We start from the raw sequence: 18,442 nt of genomic DNA, 5'->3' as shown, positions 1-18,442 counted from the left end.
CGGCCTGTCATCCGGCTCGTGCCGCCGGACTGGTAGGATGCGCATCCTGCGGCCGGGGAACCGGGTCCTTGCCCGCACGGGCATCGGCCATCCGGCCGTCGCTCCCCCTTGGCTTTCTCGCGTGGGCCGCGCGGCCGCATGCATGGGACGTCTATGCGGTGTTACCTGCTGTTCGCCACCGAGCTGTACGCGTTGCCGATCCTGCGCCCGCTGGCGCGGGCGATCGTCAACGCCGGTGGCGAGGTCGCATGGTTCGTGTCGGCACCGCTCGCCTCGCACCTCGCACCGGGTGAGCGACGCCTCAACGATGCCCGCGAGGTCCGCGAGTTCGCGCCGCTCGCGGTGTTCTCGGCGAGCAACTGGGTGCCGCATTTCTTCCCGGGCCTCAAGGTGCAGGTGTTCCACGGTTTCAACGTCGAGAAGCGTGCGCCCGAGCGCGGCCACTTCCGCATCCGCAGCCTGTTCGACCTGTACTGCACGCAGGGGCCGGCGACGACGCGTCCGTTCCGCGAACTCGCCGCTCAGCATGGCCACTTCGCCGTCGTCGAGACCGGCTGGCCCAAGCTCGACCCCCTGTTCGCGCCGGCGCCCGCATCCGACGACCTGCGTCCGCGCGACGGCCGTCCCGTCGTCATGTACGCCTCGACGTTCACCGAGTCGCTGACGTCCGCACCGTTGCTGCATGCCGAGATCGCGCGCCAGGTCGCGGAAGGCTCGCGTTACTGGCTGCTCACGCTGCATCCGAAGTCCGACCCCGCGCTCGTCGCGCGCTATCGCGCACTCGCCGGCCCGAACGCGCGCTTCCTCGAGGCCGACGACGTGGTGCCGATGCTGCGCGCCGCCGACGTGCTGGTCTGCGACACCTCGTCGGTGGTGTCGGAATTCGCGGTCCAGGGCAAGCCCGTGGTGACGTTCCGCAACCGCGCGCCGAAGCCGCACATGCTCGACATCGCCGATGTCGCGCAACTCGAGCCCGCGCTCGCGACCGCGCTCGCGCCGTCGCCGGAATGGCTCGAGCGCCTGCGTGCCTACGGCGCCGAGATCCATCCGTCGCGCGACGGCGCCTCGAGCGCGCGCGTGCTCGAAGCCGTCGATGCGCTCGCGCGCGGCGACCTCGGCACGCTCGCGCCGAAGCCCCTCAACCTGTGGCGCAAGCTGCAGGCCCGCATGCGCTATTACCGCTGGATCGACTGGTCGGCACCCGACTGACCGCCCGTCGAAGGACAACGCCCTTGCCGCTTTCGCACCACGCACGCCGCCCTTCCGCCACGCCGCTGTGGATGCCTGCCTGGACCCTCGCCGCCCTCGTGGCGATCTTCCAGACTGGCCCGATGCCCCTGTACTCGACGCGCACGCTCGGCGTGGCGTGGGAGATGTGGCAGGCCGGCCAGTTCCTCGTGCCGTACGCGAACGGCGAGCCCTACAGCCACAAGGTGCCGTTGCTGTTCTGGCTCATCCACGCGGGCTGGGCCGTCGGCGGCGTCGGCGACGTCTGGCCGCGCCTGCTCGAGGTCGGCATCGGCCTCGGCGTGCTCGTGCTCGCGGCGCGCCTCGCGCGCAAGCTGTTCCGCGACGATCCCGGGGTCGAGGCCCTCGCGCCGTGGATCCTCGCCGCGTTCGGCTACGCGTTCCTGTTCGCGTTGCAGATCATGTACGAGATGCTGCTGTGCCTGTGCGTGCTCGGTGCGCTCGTCGCCTTGGCCGGCGATCGCGAGAACCGGCCGCGCTTCGGCTGGTTCGCGGTCGCGGTCGCCGCAGGCCTCATGACCAAGGGGCCGGTCATGCTGCTGCACGTCGCATTCCCGTTCCTGCTCGGTCCGTTCTGGAGCGCGTGGGCGTCGCACCACCGCGCGGCGTGGTACGGACGCGGTGCGCTCGCGCTCGTCGCCGCCATGGCCGTGCTGCTCGCGTGGGCGATTCCGGCGAGCATGGCCGGCGGCGAGGTGTATCGCCACGAGCTGTTCTTCATGCAGACGGCGGGTCGTGTCGTCGACAGCTTCGACCATGCGCGGCCATGGTGGTGGTACGCCCAGATGCTGCCGGCCCTGCTCGTACCGTGGCTGCTGTGGCCGCGCGCGTGGCAGGCCGCGGTCGCCGGCCTGTCGCGACCGCGCGGCACGGGCCTGCGCTTCATCGCCTGCTGGCTCGTCCCGATCGCGATCGCGTTCTCGCTGGTCAGCGGCAAGCAGCTCTACTACCTGCTGCCCGAGGCCGCGGGCGGGGCGATGCTGCTCGCGCTCGGCCTGTCTCGAGTCGGTGCGCGCGGCGCACCGGCACCGTGGTGGCTCGGTCCCTGGCCGCTCGCGCTCGTGCTGCTCGCCGGCGCGGCGGCGCTCGCATGGCTGCCTGGAGGCGTCGCGTCGGGCGAGGTCACGTCGGTCTGGTACATCGACCTCGCACCGGCGGCACCGGCGTTCGCGCTCGGCTGCCTCGGCCTCGGCCTGGCCTTGCTCGCGTGTCCGCGCGGCGATGCGGCGGCGGCGCGGCGCATCGCCGTCGTCTCGATGGCGGGGCTCGCGCTGGTCTACGTCGTGTTCGCGCAGACCTTGTGGCCACGCTTCGATCTCGCGCCCGCGGCGGCGCGTATCGCGGCGATGCAGGCGGCCGGCACGCAGGTCGTCCACCACGACATCTACCACAACCAGTTCCAGTTCCTCGGCCGACTCGAGAAGCCGCTCGAGGTGCTGCCGCTGCACGGCCACGAGCCGTGGCTCGACGCGCATCCCGAGGCGCGCGTGATCCACTACGTCGAGACGCTGACCGCCGCGGATCTCGCCAACGCCGAGTTCGTGCAGCCGTTCCGTTCCGACTGGCTGCTCATCGAGCGTGCCGGCACCTGGGGGGCGCGCCTGCGCGGCGCGCCGCAGCCGCCGGCGCAGCCCGCGCAGCGTCATCCGGAAGGCTACTGGCCGTTCCGCGCGGTCGATGCCGCGCACGCGCCGGCCCCCTGAAGGGCCGGCGCGTCACCGTGGTCAGGCCTTGGGCGGCTCGAGGCGCAGCAGCTTGCCGTTGGCGTCCTCGGTGAGCACGTAGAGGTTGCCGTCCGGTCCTTCGCGCACGTCGCGGATGCGCGCGCCGAGGTCGCCGAGCAGGCGCTCCTCGCCCGCGATGCGGTCACCGTCGAGTTCGAGGCGGATCAGGTTGCGGTCCGACAGCGCGCCGAGGAACAGGTTGCCCTTCCACGCCGACGGCGCGTTCGCGAACGCCATGCCGCTCAGCGCCGGCGACTTCGCCCAGTAGTGGTGCGGCTGCTCGAGGCCTTCCTTTTCGGTGCCTTCGGCTTCGGGGATCTTGAGGCCCGAGTAGTTGACGCCGTAGGTGATCACGGGCCAGCCGTAGTTCTTGCCGGCTTCCGGGATGTTGACCTCGTCGCCGCCCTTCGGGCCATGCTCGCTGGTCCACAGCTTGCGCGTGACCGGATGCAGCGCCGCGCCCTGCATGTTGCGATGGCCGTACGAGAAGATCTCCGCACGCACGCCGTCGCGGCCGACGAACGGATTGTCCTGCGGCACGCTGCCGTCGGCGTTGAGGCGCACGAGCTTGCCCTGCAGCTTGTCGAGGTCCTGCGAGGTCGCGCGCTCGTTGTGCTCGCCCTGCGTGACGAACAGGAAGCCCTGGTCGTCGAACACGAGGCGCGAGCCGAAGTGGTGGCCCTTGGAGAGCTTCGGCGCCTGGCGGTAGATCACCTCGACGCCGGTCAGCGCCTCGCCGTCGAGCTTGCCGCGCGCGACCGCGGTGCCGGCCGGCGCCTTGCCGCCTTCACCGGGTTCGGCGTAGGAGAGGTAAACGAGGCCGTCCTGCGCGAACGACGGCGACAGCACGACGTCGAGCAGGCCGCCCTGGCTTTCGGCAAACACGGCCGGCACGCCCGTGACGGCCTTCGACACGCTGCCGTCGGCGCCGACGATGCGCAGCACGCCCGCGCGCTCGGTGACGAGGTAGCGGCCGTCCGGCAGGAACGCGACCGCCCAAGGCATCGCGAGGCCGTTGGCAACCTCGACGACGCGGAACGTGCCCTTCGTGCTCGTCTGCGAGGACGGCTCGGCCTTCGCGGCGGCCTTCGGCGCGGCGGCATCGGCTTCGAGTTTCGAGCCGCAGCCGATCGTGCCCACGAGGGCGAGGGCGAGAAGGGTGTGTCGGGTCATCGGCGTGGTCTCCTGGTGTGGGGCGGGTCGCGCGGCGCGCGGAAGGGTTTCGACCTTCGCCGCGCTCGCGGGTTCCGCAGTGTCACACGGGGATCATGACCGTCAGGCGGCTGGCGGTACCGCCGTGCCGAGTTCGCGCGAGGCCTTGGCCGTGCGGAACACCAGCGGCTGCGCGGGCGGACGCGCGTCGAACGGCACCTGCGCCTGCGCGACGATGCGTTCGACGACGTCGTGTTGCGGCGATTTGGCGCAGACGGGATCGGCCGCGGCGGCGTCGCCCGCGAGCATCCAGGCCTGGCAGCGGCAGCCTCCCAGATCCTGCTCCTTCTCGGGGCAACTGCGGCAAGGCTCCTTCATCCACGCATCGCCGCGGAAACGGTTGAAGCCTTCCGACACGTTCCAGATCGAGGCGAGGTCCATGTCGCGCACGTTCGGGAACGCCATGCCCGGCAGCATGCGCGCGGTGTGGCAGGGCAACGCGGTGCCGTCGGGCGTGACGGTCAGGAACACGTTGCCCCAGCCGTTCATGCACTTCTTCGGGCGCTGCTCGTAGTAGTCGGGTACCACGTAGAGGATGCGGATCGCGTCGCCGACCTTCTCGCGCCAGTGGTTCGTCACGGTCTCGGCACGCGCGAGCTGTTCACGCGACGGAATCAGATGCTCGCGGTTGAGCTGCGCCCACGAGTAGTACTGCGAGTTCGCGAGTTCGAGGTATTCGGCGCCGAGATCGACCGCCATCGCAATGATGCGGTCGATGTGATCGATGTTGAGCCGGTGGATCACCACGTTGAGCACCATCGGGTAGCCGTGCTGCTTGATCAGCGTGGCGACGCGCTGCTTGAGGTCGAACGTGCGCGTGGACGACAGGAAGTCGTTGAGCTCCTTGCTCGAATCCTGGAACGACAGCTGGATGTGGTCGAGGCCGGCGTCCTTGAGCGCGGCGATGCGCTTCTCGTTGAGTCCCACGCCCGAGGTCAACAGGTTCGTGTAGTAGCCGAGCCGGCGCGCCTCGGCGACGAGCACTTCGAGGTCGTCGCGCAGCATCGGTTCGCCGCCCGAGAAGCCGCACTGCACGGCACCGAGCGCACGCCCTTCGCGAAGCACGCGCAGCCAGTCGTCGGTGCCGAGCTCGTGCTCGATCGAGGCGAACTCGACCGGGTTGTAGCAGAACGTGCAGTGCAGCGGGCAGCGGTAGGTGAGCTCCGCGAGCAGCCAGAGTGGCGGTCCCGGTGGCGCGGCGCTCACGGTGCGATCCAGCCGCGTTGGCGAGCGAAATCGAGGAAGGCGCGCACGTCGGCGTCGAGCGGGCGGCGTTCGAAGGCTTCCTCGAGCTCGGCGACGATCGCCGGCACGTCGCGTGTGCCGTCGCATCGCCTGAGGATCTCGGCCGCACTCGCGTTGAGCGTGACCATGCCCTCTGGATACAGCAGCACGTGGCGCTGCTGCACCTCTTCCCACTGCAGGCGGAAGTGGCGTGCAAGACGCGGCGTGGCGTGGACCTCCGGCGTGGTGCTCACGTCGTCACCCCGTAGCGGTTCGCCATCGCGTCGTTCATCGCCCAGAGCACGTCGAGCTTGAAGCGCAGGATGTCGAGCGCGCGCTGCTGCGCTTCACGGGTGCGGAAATGCGCGAGCGTGATCGCGAGGCTGTGGTCGACATCGCGGCGTGCCTGCGAGACGCGGTTGCGGAAGTAGGCGAGGCCGTCGCCCGCGATCCACGGGTAGTGCTCGGGCCAGTTCGCGAGGCGCTGGCGGTGGATCGCCGGCGCGAACAGTTCGGTCAGTGAGGCGCACACCGATTCCTGCCACGGCCGGCGTCGCGCGAAGTCGATGTAGGCATCGACCGCGAAGCGCACGCCGGGCACGACGTGGCGCTGGTCGGTGACCTCCTCGCGGGTGAGCCCGGTCGCCTCGGCCAGACGCAGCCAGGCTTCGATGCCACCCGGGTCGTCGCCGTGGCCATCGTGGTCGAGGATGCGCTGGATCCATTCGCGGCGCACCTCGCGGTCCGGGCAGTTCGACAGCACCGCGGCGTCCTTGATCGGAATCGCGAGCTGGTAGGCGTAGCGGTTCGCGACCCAGCCGCGGATCTGCTCGGGCGTCGCCTTGCCTGTGTTGAGCATGACGTTGAACGGATGGTGGATGTGGTACGCGGCGCCCTGCTCGCGCAGGCGGGCCTCGAACACGTCGGCCGGCCAGGCGTCCGTGTCGCCGGATGCATCGCGGATCGTGTCGAGCAGCGCATTCACGGGCTGAACTCCATGCCGTCACGGGTGACCTCGATGCCGTGGCGCGCGAGTTCGGCGCGCTCGGCGCTGGCCTCGTCGAGGATCGGATTCGTGTTGTTGATGTGGATGAGCAGCTTGCGCGTCGTCGCGGGCAGGCGGTCGAGCCAGCTGATCATGCCGTCGTCGCCGGCCTGCGGCAGGTGGCCGATCGAGCGTCCGGTCTTGCTCGAGACGCCGAGGCGCGGCATCTCGTCGTCGTGCCAGAACGTGCCGTCGACGAGCACCGCGTCGGCGCGTTGCATGGCCTGCCAGGTCGGTGCGTCGATAGCGCCGAGGCCCGGCGCGTAGAACAGCGTGCGGCCGTCACGCGTGTCGCTTACGAGCAGGCCGATGTTGTCGCCGGGCTGCGGGTTTTCGCGGTGCGGCGAATACGGCGCAGGCTTGCTCGACAGCGGGATCGCCGAGAACGCGAGTGCCTCGAGACCGTCGACCGAGAACGGCGTGCCGTCGAACGGCAGCACGCGACGGTCTACGCCGCAGAAGTGGCTGAGCACGCCGAAGATAGGGTTGCCCTGCGTGAGGTCGGCATGCACGGGATCGGTGCACCAGATGCGCAGCGGGCCGCGGTGTTCGCGCAGCATGTAGAGGCCGGTCGTGTGGTCGACCTGGCCATCCATGAGCAGCACGCCGACGAGGCCGGTGTCGCGCAGCGCGCGGGCGGGCTGCAGCACGGGGTTCGCGGCGAGCTGGGCGAGGATGTCGGGCGAGGCGTTGACCAGCAGCCAGTCGATGCCGTCGGCGCTGATCGCGATCGAGGACTGCGTGCGCGGCGTGGCGCGCAGGCTGCCGTCGCGCACGCCGCGGCAGTTGGGGCAGTTGCAGTTCCATTGCGGGAAGCCGCCGCCGGCGGCGGACCCGAGGATGCGTACCTTCATCGGTGCGTGGATTCCGGAAAAGGCCGGCGCCCGGCCCTCGGCCGTCCGCGCGCATCCTCGCGCGGCATCGGGGCGCCGGCCGTACAGCTCAGCGGTTGGCGATGTACATCGTCACTTCGAAGCCGAAGCGCTGGTCGATCGCCTGCGGGGTTTCCCAGATCATGGCGGTGCTCCTGTCGGTGTGGCGGCGCGGAAGTGCGTCACCCGCCCGGCGCGAAGTCGCCGGGCCGGTTCGAGTCTGTCGGCATCGCGCCGCAACATGCCTGCGCGAATCCGCGTGTCGTCATCTAGTGAAAATCATGAGGCGCGTCCGCAGGCGCGGGTCGCGGGCTACCATCGCGGCATGCGCACGCCGTACCCCGACATCGCGCCCTGGGACGAGGGCGTGCTCGACACCGCCGACGGCCACCGCGTGCACTACGAGCAGTGCGGCGCGCGCGACGGCGTGCCCGTGGTATTCCTGCACGGCGGCCCGGGCAGCGGCTGCAGCCCTGCGCACCGGCGCTTCTTCGATCCCGCGCGCTACCGCGCCGTGCTGTTCGACCAGCGCGGGTGCGGACGCAGCACGCCGCGCGGCGGCACGCGCCACAACACGACGGCGCACCTGCTCGCCGACATCGAGGCCTTGCGCACGCGTCTGCGCATCGAGCGCTGGCTCGTCGCGGGTGGCTCGTGGGGTTCGAGCCTCGCGCTCGCCTACGCCGATGCGCATCGCGCCTCGGTGACCGGTCTCGTGCTGCGCGGCGTGTTCCTGACCGGGCGCGCCGATCTGGACTGGTTCTTCACGGGCGCACGCGAACTCGTGCCCGATGCATGGGAGGCGTTCGCCGCGACCTTCCCGCGGCGCCACCGTCGCGACCCGCTCGCGGTACTCGTGCGCGTATTCGAAGACGATGACGCGGAGCGCGTCGCGGCCTGCACGCGGGCCTGGTGGGCCTGGGAGCGCGCGCTGCTCGGCGTGTCGGGACCGGCCCCGGTGCCCGACGGCGACGCGATCGCCCGTGCGGTCGACCGCTACCGCGTGCAGGCGCATTACCTCGCGCGGCGCTGTTTCCTCGGCGAACGCGCGCTGCTCGGTGCGGCGAGCCGCCTGCGCGGCCTGCCGGTCGCGATCGTGCACGGCCGCGAGGACCTCGTCTGCCGGCCGCGCAATGCCTGGCGCGTGCACCGCGCAGCCGGCGGCAGCCGCCTGCGCCTCGTCGACGGCGCGGGTCACGATCCGTTCCATCCGGCGCTGTACGACGCGTTCACGGGCGCGCTCGACGCGTTCGCCGCCGACGGCGACTTCACGCGCTGGCCTGCCGCATGAGCCTGCGCGTCAAGCTGCACCTGATCATCACCGTGCTCATGTTCGCGCTCGTCGCGACGATGGTCGCGCTGTTCATCGGCGACACGCGGCGCAGCGTGCACGAGGAGATCGGCGCCTCGGGCGGCATCACGCGCCAGCTGCTCGAGCGCCTGATCTGGGTCGGCAGTCGCAACCGCGCCGACGAGATCGCCATCTATCTGCGCGACCTCGGCCGCGTGCGCGCGAACAACATCCTGCTCTACGACGCGCAAGGTAAAGAGCTGTACCGCTCGCCGCCGTCGACCTACAAGGCCGGCCGCAACGCGCCCGAATGGTTCGCCGACCTCGTGCAGCCGTATCCGGAGCGGCGCACGATCGAGCTCGGTGGCGAAGGACGCCTCGTCATCGAGGCCGAGGCCTCGCGTGCGGTGCTCGACGGCTGGGACGACATGCTGCTGCTGCTCGGCGTCGCCGGCCTCGCGTTCGCACTCGCCAACGGCCTCGTCTACGTGCTGGTCGGGCGCGCGGTGTCACCGTTCGAACGCATCGTCGGCGCGCTGCGCGAGCTCGAGCGCGGCGCGTTGCACACGCGCCTGCCCGCGTTGCGCGGTCGCGAGGCCGCCGCGATGGGCGCTGCGTTCAACCGCATGGCCGAGGCTCTCGAAGGCGGCCTCGAGGTGCGCCGCCAGGCCGCCGAAAGCGAGGTGCGTCTCGAAGCGCAGCGCGAACTCTCGCGCGAGCTGCACGCACGCATCGAGGAAGAGCGCCGCACCCTCGCGCGCGAGCTGCACGACGAGCTCGGCCAGCAGGTCACGGCGATCCGCAGCATCGCGCTCGCGATGGCACACCGCGCCGCCGACGATGCCGGCCTGCGATCGGCCGCGCAGGCGCTGACCGAAACCTCGAATACCCTGTACGACAACATGCACGCGATGATCCCGCGGCTGCGCCCGCTCGCGCTCGACACGCTCGGCCTCGTGGACGCGCTCGCCGACCTCGTCGAGGACTGGCGCCTGCGTGCGCCGCAGATCACGTTCGGCTTCACGGCCGACGTGCTTGCCGCCGAACCCGACGACACCGTGCGCGTCGGCGTGTATCGCATCGTGCAGGAGTCGCTCAGCAACGCGGTGCGCCACGCGCGGCCGCGGCGCATCGACGTCGCGGTCGGCGCGAAAGGCGACGTGCTCGAGGCGCGCGTCGCCGACGACGGTGTCGGCATGCCCGCGCGAGGTCCGGATGGCTCGCGCCACGGCATCCGCTCGATGCACGAACGCGCCGCGCTGGTCGGCGGCGAGCTCGCGATCGAGGCGACGGCCGCCGGCGGCAGCGTCGTGCGCGTGCGCGTGCCGCTCGAACCCGCGCCGCGGAGCCACGCATGAACGCGCGCGACACCACGCCCCGCGGCACGATCCGCGTGATGCTCGTCGACGACCACGCCGTCGTGCGCATGGGTTTCCGCCTGCTGCTCGAGGGCACGCCCGACATCGTCGTCGCGGCCGAGGCCGACAGTGGCGAGGCCGCGTACCGGCGCTACCAGGACGAAGCCGTCGACGTCGTCGTCATGGACATCGCGATGGGCGGCGTCTCGGGCCTCGAGGCCACCGAGCGCATCCTCGCGCGCGATCCGGGCGCACGCGTGCTCGCACTGTCGGCGCACGAGGATCCGGCCCATGCGCGCCACATGCTCAAGGCCGGTGCGCTCGGCTACCTCAGCAAGCGCAGCGCGCCCGAGGCCCTCATCGAGGCGATCCGCAGCGTCGCCGCGAACCGCCGCTACATCGATGCCCAGGTTGCCCAGCGCATGGCGATCCAGAGCGTCGGCCCGGGTGACAACCCGATCGAGCGCCTCACCGAGCGCGAGTACCAGGTGTTCCTCAAGCTCGCGGGCGGGCAGTCGGTCAACCGCATCGCCGAGCTCATGAGCCTGTCGCCGCGCACGGTCGGCACGCACCTCTACAACATCAAGCAGAAGCTCGGCGCCGGCAACCAGGCCGAACTCGCGCTCATCGCAGTGCGCGCGGGCCTCATCGACGCCTGAGGGCGCGGCATCGCCGTGCGGTTCGGGTATGCTCGTTGTCTCTTTTTCGCAACCGACCGAATCCATGCCTTCCGCACGCGTCCTGGTGGTCGACGACGAGCCCGACATTCGCGGCCTCGTCAAGGAAATCCTCGAGGACGAGGGCTATACGGTGGCGGTCGCCGAGTCCGCCACGGCCGCGCGCGAGGCGCGTCGCGGCGAGCGTCCCGACGTGGTCCTGCTCGACATCTGGATGCCCGACCTCGACGGCATCAGCCTGCTGCGCGAGTGGAGCGAGCGTGGCGGCCTGCCGTGCCCGGTCATCATGATGAGCGGCCACGGCACGGTCGAGACCGCCGTCGAGGCGACGCGCCTGGGCGCCTACGATTTCGTCGAGAAGCCGATCTCGCTGGCCAAGCTGCTGCTGACCGTCGAGCGCGCGCTCGAGGCGAGCCGCCTGCGCCGCGAGAACGAGGGCCTGCGCAGCCAGCTCGCGGTGCCGCTCGATCCGGTCGCGACGAGCCGTTCGATGCAGGCGCTCAAGGCGCAGGCCGAGAAGCTCGCCGCGCACGACACCTGGATCCTCGTGCAGGGCGAGCCCGGCACCGACAAGGAGGCCCTCGCGCGCTGGCTGCACGAGCGCAGCGCGCGCCGTGCGGGCCCGTTCGTGACCGTCGCGCCGGGTTCGATCGCGCGCGACCACGCGGCCAGCGCGCTGTTCGGCACCGACGACGGCACGGCGATCCAGTACGGCCTCATCGAACAGGCCAACGGCGGCACGCTCTACCTCGACGACGTGGCCGATCTCGATCCCGAGCTGCAGCTGCGCCTGTCGAGCGTGTTCGCGCGCCGCGCGCTGCTGCGCTGCGGTGCGCACGAGGCCGTGCCGATCGACGTGCGCGTGATCGCGGCGAGCTCGCACGATCTCGAGGCCGCGGTGCAGGCCGGGCGTTTCCGCGACGAGCTCTACTACCAGATCAAGGTCGTGCCGCTGACCGTGCCGCCGCTGCGCGAGCGCGTCGAGGACATCCCCGAGCTGCTGCGCTACTACGCTGATTTCTTCGCCAACCGCGACAAGCTGCCGTACCGGCATTTCCCGGTCGCCGTGCAGAACCGCCTGCGCCACTACCCGTGGCCGGGCAACCTGCGCGAGCTGCGCAACCTCGTGCAGCGCCTGCTGATCCTCGGCAACGCGCCCGATGTCGCCCTCGACGAACTCGAGCTCGCCCTCGGCAGCGCGACGCCTGCCGCAGCGGCACGCAGCGATGCGCCGCGCGGGCTCGAGGTCGATTTCGCGCTGCCGCTGCGTGAGGCGCGCGAGCAGTTCGAGCGTGCCTACCTGCTGCACCAGCTCAACGAGGCTGGCGGCAGCGTCGGCAAGCTCGCCAAGGCGGTCGGCATGGAGCGCACCCATCTCTACCGCAAGTTGAAGGACCTCGGCGTCGACCCCAAGCTGGCGGGACGCGAGGACTGACGGCGCGCCGTCACGCGCGCGTGCGAGGCTCGTCGCGTCCATCGGACTTTCGGCCGATGGACGCGGCGCCCGCCGCCATGGTTCGCTGCGGCATTCGGCCGCGCCGCACGGCCGCGGCGGGAACCGCGCCGCGCCAGGCGACGTCCCAGTCGCCGCGCGCGCGGCGGGCCACGCATCCCTTCCCCTGCAGGAGACACCCATGACACTCGAAGGCAAGGTCGCACTCGTCACCGGCGCGGCCAGCGGCATCGGCCGGCGCATCGCCGAGGTCTACGCGCAGCACGGCGCGGCCGTCGCGATCGCCGACCTCAACCTCGACGGCGCCAGCGCGACCGCGCGCGAGATCGAGGCAGCCGGCGGCAAGGCGATCGGCGTGAAGATGGACGTGACGAGTGAAGACGACGTCGAGCTCGGTGTCGCCGAGGTCGTGCGCCGCTTCGGCAAGGTCGACATCCTCGTCTCGAACGCGGGCATCCAGATCGTCAAGCCGGTCGAGGAGTTCGCGTACGACGAGTGGAAGAAGATGCTCGCGATCCACCTCGACGGCGCGTTCCTGACCACGCGTGCCTGCCTCAAGGACATGTACGCGCGTGGCCAGGGCGGCGCGATCCTCTACATGGGCTCGGTGCACTCGCACGAGGCCTCGAAGCTCAAGGCGCCGTACGTCGCCGCCAAGCACGGCCTGCTCGGCCTCGCCCGTGTCGTCGCGAAGGAAGGCGGCCCCAAGGGCGTGCGCGCCAACGTGATCTGCCCGGGCTTCGTGCGCACGCCGCTGGTCGAGAAGCAGATCCCCGAGCAGGCCAAGACATTCGGCATCTCCGAGGAGGATGTCGTCAGGACCATCATGCTCAAGGACACGGTCGACACCGAGTTCACGACCGTCGACGACGTCGCCAACCTCGCGCTGTTCCTCGCCGCGTTCGAGACCAATGCGCTGACCGGCCAGAGCATCACGGTCAGCCACGGCTGGCACATGCAATGAGTGCACGCGCGCCGCGTCGCGCGGCTCCGCGCGTCGAGACGGCGACCCCGGCCGAGCTGGCCGCGCGCTTCGAGCAGGTCGCCCTCGTGCTGCAGGGCGGCGGCGCGCTCGGCGCCTACCAGGCCGGCGTCTACGAGGCCTTGCACGAGGCCGGCATCCGTCCGGACTGGTTCGCCGGCGTGTCGATCGGCGCGATCAACGCGGCGATCCTCGCCGGCAACGCGCCTGCGCATCGCGTCGAGCGGCTGCACGCGTTCTGGGACCTCGTCGTGCAGCCGGCGAGTCCGCTCGCATGGCCCGGCGCGCTGATGCGCGACACGCTCGGCGCGTGGCCCGGCAACGGCATCGCGACGTGGACCGGTGCGCTCGCCGCGGTCGACGCGATCGCGCACGGCCAGCGTGGCTTCTTCGAGGCGCGCCACACGCTGCCGTTCCTGCAGCCGGCGGGCAGCGCGGCGGCGACGAGCTTCTACGACACCGCGCCGCTCAAGGCCACGCTCGAGCGCTTCGTCGACTTCGACCGCATCGGCCGCGGCGCGCGCCTGTCGGTCGGCGCGGTCAACGTGCGCACCGGCAACGTCGTCTACTTCGATTCCTCGCGCATGAAGCTGCGCGCGGAGCACATCATGGCCTCGGGTGCGCTGCCGCCCGCGTTCCCGGCGGTCGAGATCGACGGCGAGGCCTACTGGGACGGCGGCATCGTCTCCAACACGCCGCTGCAGCACGTGCTCGGCGAACAGCCGCGCCGCGACACGCTGGCCTTGCAGGTCGACCTGTGGAGTGCACGCGGCGACGTGCCGGCGACGCTGCCCGACGTGTTCGAACGCCAGAAGGACATCCAGTACTCGAGCCGCACGCGCCTCGGCACCGACATGGTCGAGCGCCTGCAGAAGCTGCGCGTCGCGCTCGCCGAACTCGTGCGTCGCGTGCCCGAGGACGATCTTCCGCCCGGCCTGCTCGACGACGTGCGGCCGTGGATGTGCGATCGCGTGCACACGATCGTGCACCTGATCTACCGCGCCAAGCCGTACGAGGAGCAGTACAAGGACTACGCGTTCAGCCCCCTGTCGATGCGTGGCCACTGGGACAGCGGCCGCGAGGACATGCAGCGCACGCTCGCACATCCGAGCTACTTCGCGCCGCCGCCGCGCGACGTCGGCGTCGTCACGCACGACATCCATCGCCTGCTGCGCGAGGTCGCGCCGTGAGCGGTGACATGGTCGCGCGCCTGCGTACCCAGATCGGCGGGCCGCGCGACGGTGCACTGCTTCGCTTCTCGATCGGCAACGCGCTACTCGCGGCTGGCGATGCGGCAGGCGCCGCGGAGGCCTTGCGTGCCGCCACCGGGTTCGACGCGACGTACTCGGCGGCGTGGAAGCTGCTCGGTCGCGCGCTCGTCGACCTCGGCGACACGGCCGGCGCCGAAGCCGCCTGGACGCAAGGCATCGAGGTCGCGCGCGCACGCGGCGACCAGCAGGCCGCGCGCGAGATGGAGGTGTTCCTGCGCCGGCTGCGCAAGCCGGCGAGCTGAACGCGGCGCGCCCCGCAGCGCGCGCCGCGGTTGTGGCAGGATCGGCCCCTGGGGAAGGGGAAAACCACGTGTCCACGCACGACCACACGACGCTGCCCGTCGGGCACGGCGCCGCCACGCCCGACGTGCCGGTCATCGGGCCGTACCGGCTCGTGCGCCTGCTCGGCGAGGGCGGCATGGGCCGCGTCTGGCTGGCCGTCGAGTCGCATCCGGTGCGCGAGGTCGCGCTCAAGGTCGTGCGCGGCGTGTCGGCTGCGGTGATCGAGCGCATGCACCGCGAGATCGAGGTGCTCGCACGCCTCGAGCATCCGGGCATTGCACGCCTGTACGCGGCCGGCGAGGCCACGCTCGAAGGCACGACGGTACCGTGGCTCGCGATGGAGTACGTGCCGGGCGTGGACCTGCGCACGCATGTCGAGCAGTCGCATCCCGATCCCGCTGCGCGCATCGCGCTGGTCGCCAAGGTCGCGCGTGCCGTGCACTACGCCCACACGCGCGGCGTGATCCACCGCGATCTCAAGCCCGGCAACATCCTCGTCGATGCCGAAGGCCAGCCCAAGGTGCTCGATTTCGGCATCGCGCGCCTGCGCGACGACGGCGCCGAAGGCCTCACGTTCGCGGGCCAGGTGCTCGGCACCGTGCCGTACATGAGTCCCGAGCAGCTCGGCGGCGGTCGCATCGACGTGGCCAGCGACGTCTACGCGCTCGGCGCGGTCGCCTACGAGCTCGTCGCCGGCTGCCTGCCGCATCCGCGCCTGACCACGTCGACGCTGTTCGAGGCACTCGACATCGTGCGTCGCGAGCTGCCGATGCCGCTCGGCCGCGTCGCGCCGCAGGCACGTGGCGACCTCGAGACGGTCGTCATGAAGGCGCTCGAGGCCGATCCCGCGCGCCGCTACGCGAGCATGGCCGCGTTCGCCGACGACCTCGAACGCGTACTCGCGCATCGGCCCGTGTCGGCGCGTCCGCCGACGCGGACGTATCTTGCCGCGCGCTTCGTGCGCCGCTACCGCGCGCTGACCGCGGCGGCCGCGATCACGTTCCTCGTGCTGCTCGTCGCGAGCATCGTCTCGCTGCGTGCGGCCTGGTCCGAACAACGCGCGCGCGTGCTCGCCGAGCAGCGTGCGCAGGAGAGCGCTGCCGTGGTCGCGTTCCTCGAACGCATGCTCGCGTCGGCCGATCCCGACGTCTCACGCGGTCGTGCACCGACCGTCGACGAGGTCGTCGACGAAGCCGAGCGGAGCCTTGCGCGTGCCGGCGCACCGGCCGTCGAGCGCGCGGTCGCGACGACCCTCGCTTCGACGCGGCGTTCGCTCGGCGACTACGAGCATGCGCTCGCGCTCAACACGCGAGCGCTCGCGCTGGCCACCGACGACGATGCCGAAGGGCGCCATCGCCTGCTGCGCCAGCGCGCCGTCGTGCTGACCGATCTCACACGTTTCGACGAGGCGCGCACCGCGATCGCCGACGCACGCGCCGCGTGGCCCGACGCGACACCTCTGGCACGCCTGGGCCTCGCGCTCAGCGCCGCACGCATCGACGACGACGATGGCGACGTCGACGCCGCGATGCGCGCCTACCGCGCGATCCTCGCCGACGCATCGGGCATCGAGGTTGCCGATCCGGTGGCCGCACACGAGCTCGCCGCGACGCTCGACATCGCGCGCAGCAACCTGTCCTCGCTGCTGCGCGAGCGCAGCGAGCTCGACGAGGCCGAGCGGCTGCTTCGCGAGGTGCTCGCGACGCGTCGCGCCGAACTCGGCGAGCGCGCGCCGGCCACGCTCGCGAGCCGCCACAAGCTTGCCCTCGTGCTCGCCGCCCGCGGTCGCCAGGACGAGGCGATCGCCGAAACGCAGGCCGTGCTCGCCGCACAGCGCGATGTGCTCGGCGATACCCACGCGGCCACCCTGACCACGATGCAGTCGCTGGCCAACGCGCTCGCCGGCACGCCGCGCCGTGCCGAGGCCATCGCGCTGGCACGCGAGTCGCTGGCCGGCTTCGAGGCACAGTTCGGCGAGGCCCACGTGCAGGCGCTCGCGGCGATGAATACGCTCGCCTATCTGCTCGAGGAGGATCGCCAGGTCGATGCCGCCGAGGCGATGTACCGGCGCCTCGTCGCGATCCAGCAGCGTGCGGGCGAGACCCATCCGTCGACGCTCGCGCCGCGCAACAACCTTGCGATGCTGCTGCTCGACGCGGGGCGTGTCGACGAGGCCTGCACGGAATTCCGCACCCTCGTCGACGCTTCGCGCGCCACGCTCGGCGCCGACCACGTCAACACGGCGATCTTCATGAGCAACCAGGGGTTGTGTCTTGGGCGTCTCGGTCGTGCGGACGAGGCGCGTGCCGCGCTCGAGGCCGCGCACGCACGCCTCGCCGCCGTTCTCGGACCGGATCACGCGCGCACGAAGGCTTCGGCCGAACGCCTCGCGGCGTTGGCCGTTGCACCTTCGACGAGGCGCACGCCGTGAGCCTCGCGACGATCGCGCTCGTCGTGGCGCTCGTCGCGGTGGCCGCGGCCACGTTCACCCTTGTGCGCCTGCGCCTCGAGCGGCGCGTGTTCGAAGCCGAGCGCATGCAGCTGTTCGCACTGCTTGCCGAGCGCGAGGCGCGTGCACGCGAACAAGCCGCCGCGGCCGAGCGCGAGCGCATCCACGGCGACCTCCACGACGACCTCGGTGCGCGCCTGCTTGGCCTGATCCACGCCGCGCCGACGCCCGAGTACGCCGATCGCGCGCGCGCCGCGCTGCAGGACCTGCGCGATGTCGTCACGCGCTCGCGCGGCACGCCCGGAACGCTCGGCGAGGTGCTCGGCGAGATCCGTGCCGAGGCCGCGCAACGCCTCGCCGCGGTCGGCATCGGTCTCGCCTGGCAGGAACGGCCCGACCTGCCCGATGCACCGCTCGACCACGCCCGCGCGCTGCACCTCTACCGCATCGCGCGCGAGGCCATCAGCAACGTGATCCGCCACGCGCAGGCGCGTCGCGTGCGCGTGCGCATCGGCCTCAGCGGCGACCAGCTCGTGCTCGACCTCACCGACGACGGCGACGGCGCGCCGGCCTCGCCGGTCGAAGGCAGCGGCCTGCGCGGCATGCGCGAGCGCGCGGCCGAGCTCGAGGGCGACATCCGCTGGACGCCGGGCACCGAGGGCGGCACCAAGGTCGTGCTCGCGGTGCCGATCGGGGGCGCGCCGTGACGCCGTCGCATGCGCTCGTCGTCGACGACCTCGCCTCGAGCCGCGAGTGGCTCGCGCAGGCCCTTGGCCTCGCGTTCCCGGGCATCGCGATCGCGTTCGCGGGCAGCCTCGCGGAAGGCCTGCGTTCGGCACACGCACCGCTCGCGATCATCGATCTCGGCCTGCCCGACGGCTCCGGCGTCACGCTGATCGAACGCCTGCACGCGGCCGGCACGACCTGCGTCGTCGCGACCGTGTTCGACGACGATGCGCACCTGTTCCCGGCCTTGCACGCGGGCGCGCAGGGCTACGTGCTCAAGGACCAGCCGACCGACACGCTCGCCGGCATGCTGCGCGGCATCGCCGAAGGGCGTCCGCCACTGTCGCCTTCGATCGCGCGGCGCCTGCTGCGCCATTTCCAGCCCGCGCCGGATGCATCGGTGCCGGCCATCGTGCTGACCGCGCGCGAGACCGAAGTGCTGCGCCTCATCGCGAAGGGCTACACGGTGCCCGAGGTCGCCGAGGCGCTCGCGTTGTCGCGCCACACCGCTGCGGGTTACGTGAAGGACATCTACCGCAAGCTCGCGGTGACCTCGCGTGCCGAGGCCACGCTCGAGGCGACGCGGCGCGGGCTCGTCGCGCCGTCCTGACGAAGAGCGACCTTCCCT

The 18,442-nt window shown here is 71.5% G+C and carries 18 protein-coding genes; 12 read left to right on the top strand and 6 right to left on the bottom strand.

Translation table 11 applies throughout. From position 1 onward, the window contains the following. Positions 1 to 153 precede the first annotated feature (153 nt). Positions 154 to 1,209, top strand: coding sequence for a CDP-glycerol glycerophosphotransferase family protein (locus ACQQ2N_RS04860; RefSeq protein ID WP_440224553.1), 1,056 nt, complete (start codon positions 154 to 156; stop codon positions 1,207 to 1,209). 71 nt (positions 1,210 to 1,280) lie between these two features. After that, on the top strand, positions 1,281 to 2,951 hold the full coding sequence (locus tag ACQQ2N_RS04855) for an ArnT family glycosyltransferase (protein ID WP_440224552.1): 1,671 nt from the start codon (positions 1,281 to 1,283) through the stop codon (positions 2,949 to 2,951). Between the two features lie 21 nt (positions 2,952 to 2,972). Here ACQQ2N_RS04855 and ACQQ2N_RS04850 read toward each other — a convergent pair whose 3' ends face one another. From ACQQ2N_RS04850 to pqqA, 6 genes are all read right to left on the bottom strand, one after another. Further along, positions 2,973 to 4,145: a PQQ-dependent sugar dehydrogenase gene (locus ACQQ2N_RS04850; protein WP_440224551.1), complete on the bottom strand. Its 1,173-nt coding sequence runs from the start codon at positions 4,143 to 4,145 to the stop codon at positions 2,973 to 2,975. Positions 4,146 to 4,247: 102 nt separating this feature from the next. Continuing rightward, positions 4,248 to 5,390 carry a pyrroloquinoline quinone biosynthesis protein PqqE gene (gene pqqE, locus ACQQ2N_RS04845; protein ID WP_440224550.1) on the bottom strand — a complete coding sequence of 381 codons (1,143 nt, stop codon included), beginning with the start codon at positions 5,388 to 5,390 and terminating at the stop codon, positions 4,248 to 4,250. Next, positions 5,387 to 5,662: a pyrroloquinoline quinone biosynthesis peptide chaperone PqqD gene (pqqD, locus tag ACQQ2N_RS04840; RefSeq protein WP_440224549.1), complete on the bottom strand. Its 276-nt coding sequence runs from the start codon at positions 5,660 to 5,662 to the stop codon at positions 5,387 to 5,389. Before pqqD ends, pqqE begins: the two co-directional genes overlap by 4 nt. Continuing rightward, positions 5,659 to 6,393, bottom strand: a complete 735-nt coding sequence (gene pqqC / locus ACQQ2N_RS04835) for a pyrroloquinoline-quinone synthase PqqC (protein ID WP_440224548.1) — start codon at positions 6,391 to 6,393, stop codon at positions 5,659 to 5,661. The genes pqqD and pqqC overlap by 4 nt, the downstream gene beginning before the upstream one ends. Further along, entirely contained in the window at positions 6,390 to 7,307 is a 918-nt protein-coding gene (gene pqqB, locus ACQQ2N_RS04830; protein ID WP_440224547.1) for a pyrroloquinoline quinone biosynthesis protein PqqB, read from the bottom strand. Before pqqB ends, pqqC begins: the two co-directional genes overlap by 4 nt. Before the next feature lie 88 nt (positions 7,308 to 7,395). Continuing rightward, on the bottom strand, positions 7,396 to 7,470 hold the full coding sequence (gene pqqA / locus ACQQ2N_RS04825) for a pyrroloquinoline quinone precursor peptide PqqA (protein WP_440225709.1): 75 nt from the start codon (positions 7,468 to 7,470) through the stop codon (positions 7,396 to 7,398). 180 nt (positions 7,471 to 7,650) lie between these two features. On the opposite strand from pqqA, the gene pip reads away from it, so the two are divergent. The 10 genes from pip to ACQQ2N_RS04775 all read left to right on the top strand — a co-directional run bounded on the left by pip (position 7,651) and on the right by ACQQ2N_RS04775 (position 18,424). Continuing rightward, a complete protein-coding gene (gene pip / locus ACQQ2N_RS04820) occupies positions 7,651 to 8,616 on the top strand; it encodes a prolyl aminopeptidase (RefSeq protein WP_440224546.1) in 966 nt (321 codons plus the stop codon). Then, positions 8,613 to 9,974 carry an ATP-binding protein gene (locus ACQQ2N_RS04815; RefSeq protein ID WP_440224545.1) on the top strand — a complete coding sequence of 454 codons (1,362 nt, stop codon included), beginning with the start codon at positions 8,613 to 8,615 and terminating at the stop codon, positions 9,972 to 9,974. Before pip ends, ACQQ2N_RS04815 begins: the two co-directional genes overlap by 4 nt. After that, on the top strand, positions 9,971 to 10,633 hold the full coding sequence (locus ACQQ2N_RS04810) for a response regulator (RefSeq protein WP_440224544.1): 663 nt from the start codon (positions 9,971 to 9,973) through the stop codon (positions 10,631 to 10,633). The genes ACQQ2N_RS04815 and ACQQ2N_RS04810 overlap by 4 nt, the downstream gene beginning before the upstream one ends. Before the next feature lie 64 nt (positions 10,634 to 10,697). Beyond that, a complete protein-coding gene (locus tag ACQQ2N_RS04805) occupies positions 10,698 to 12,086 on the top strand; it encodes a sigma-54-dependent transcriptional regulator (protein WP_440224542.1) in 1,389 nt (462 codons plus the stop codon). A gap of 199 nt (positions 12,087 to 12,285) precedes the next feature. Beyond that, entirely contained in the window at positions 12,286 to 13,068 is a 783-nt protein-coding gene (locus tag ACQQ2N_RS04800; protein WP_440224541.1) for a 3-hydroxybutyrate dehydrogenase, read from the top strand. Continuing rightward, entirely contained in the window at positions 13,065 to 14,276 is a 1,212-nt protein-coding gene (locus ACQQ2N_RS04795; protein ID WP_440224540.1) for a patatin-like phospholipase family protein, read from the top strand. The genes ACQQ2N_RS04800 and ACQQ2N_RS04795 overlap by 4 nt, the downstream gene beginning before the upstream one ends. An 8-nt stretch (positions 14,277 to 14,284) precedes the next feature. Continuing rightward, the gene (locus ACQQ2N_RS04790; protein WP_440225708.1) at positions 14,285 to 14,599 is read left to right on the top strand and encodes a hypothetical protein; all 315 of its coding nucleotides are present in this window, start codon (positions 14,285 to 14,287) and stop codon (positions 14,597 to 14,599) included. A 68-nt stretch (positions 14,600 to 14,667) separates the two neighbouring features. Next, positions 14,668 to 17,070 carry a protein kinase domain-containing protein gene (locus ACQQ2N_RS04785; protein WP_440224539.1) on the top strand — a complete coding sequence of 801 codons (2,403 nt, stop codon included), beginning with the start codon at positions 14,668 to 14,670 and terminating at the stop codon, positions 17,068 to 17,070. After that, on the top strand, positions 17,067 to 17,795 hold the full coding sequence (locus ACQQ2N_RS04780; protein WP_440224538.1) for a sensor histidine kinase: 729 nt from the start codon (positions 17,067 to 17,069) through the stop codon (positions 17,793 to 17,795). The genes ACQQ2N_RS04785 and ACQQ2N_RS04780 overlap by 4 nt, the downstream gene beginning before the upstream one ends. Continuing rightward, entirely contained in the window at positions 17,792 to 18,424 is a 633-nt protein-coding gene (locus ACQQ2N_RS04775) for a LuxR C-terminal-related transcriptional regulator (RefSeq protein ID WP_440224537.1), read from the top strand. Before ACQQ2N_RS04780 ends, ACQQ2N_RS04775 begins: the two co-directional genes overlap by 4 nt. The last annotated feature ends 18 nt before the right edge of the window (positions 18,425 to 18,442 follow it).

The sequence above is a fragment of the Dokdonella aquatica genome (assembly GCF_051987395.1).
GTDB lineage: Bacteria > Pseudomonadota > Gammaproteobacteria > Xanthomonadales > Rhodanobacteraceae > Dokdonella.
Note: the sequence above shows the minus strand (reverse complement) of the source record. Positions and strands in the feature narration are given on the sequence as shown.

Bases quoted from the DNA above. Each gene is read 5' to 3' on its own strand.
- ACQQ2N_RS04860 (WP_440224553.1), top strand. From the start codon at position 154: ATGCGGTGTTACCTGCTGTTCGCCACCGAGCTGTACGCGTTGCCGATC.
- ACQQ2N_RS04855 (WP_440224552.1), top strand. From the start codon at position 1,281: ATGCCTGCCTGGACCCTCGCCGCCCTCGTGGCGATCTTCCAGACTGGC.
- ACQQ2N_RS04850 (WP_440224551.1), bottom strand. From the start codon at position 4,145: ATGACCCGACACACCCTTCTCGCCCTCGCCCTCGTGGGCACGATCGGC.
- pqqB (WP_440224547.1), bottom strand. From the start codon at position 7,307: ATGAAGGTACGCATCCTCGGGTCCGCCGCCGGCGGCGGCTTCCCGCAA.
- pip (WP_440224546.1), top strand. From the start codon at position 7,651: ATGCGCACGCCGTACCCCGACATCGCGCCCTGGGACGAGGGCGTGCTC.
- ACQQ2N_RS04815 (WP_440224545.1), top strand. From the start codon at position 8,613: ATGAGCCTGCGCGTCAAGCTGCACCTGATCATCACCGTGCTCATGTTC.
- ACQQ2N_RS04810 (WP_440224544.1), top strand. From the start codon at position 9,971: ATGAACGCGCGCGACACCACGCCCCGCGGCACGATCCGCGTGATGCTC.
- ACQQ2N_RS04805 (WP_440224542.1), top strand. From the start codon at position 10,698: ATGCCTTCCGCACGCGTCCTGGTGGTCGACGACGAGCCCGACATTCGC.
- ACQQ2N_RS04800 (WP_440224541.1), top strand. From the start codon at position 12,286: ATGACACTCGAAGGCAAGGTCGCACTCGTCACCGGCGCGGCCAGCGGC.
- ACQQ2N_RS04795 (WP_440224540.1), top strand. From the start codon at position 13,065: ATGAGTGCACGCGCGCCGCGTCGCGCGGCTCCGCGCGTCGAGACGGCG.
- ACQQ2N_RS04790 (WP_440225708.1), top strand. From the start codon at position 14,285: ATGGTCGCGCGCCTGCGTACCCAGATCGGCGGGCCGCGCGACGGTGCA.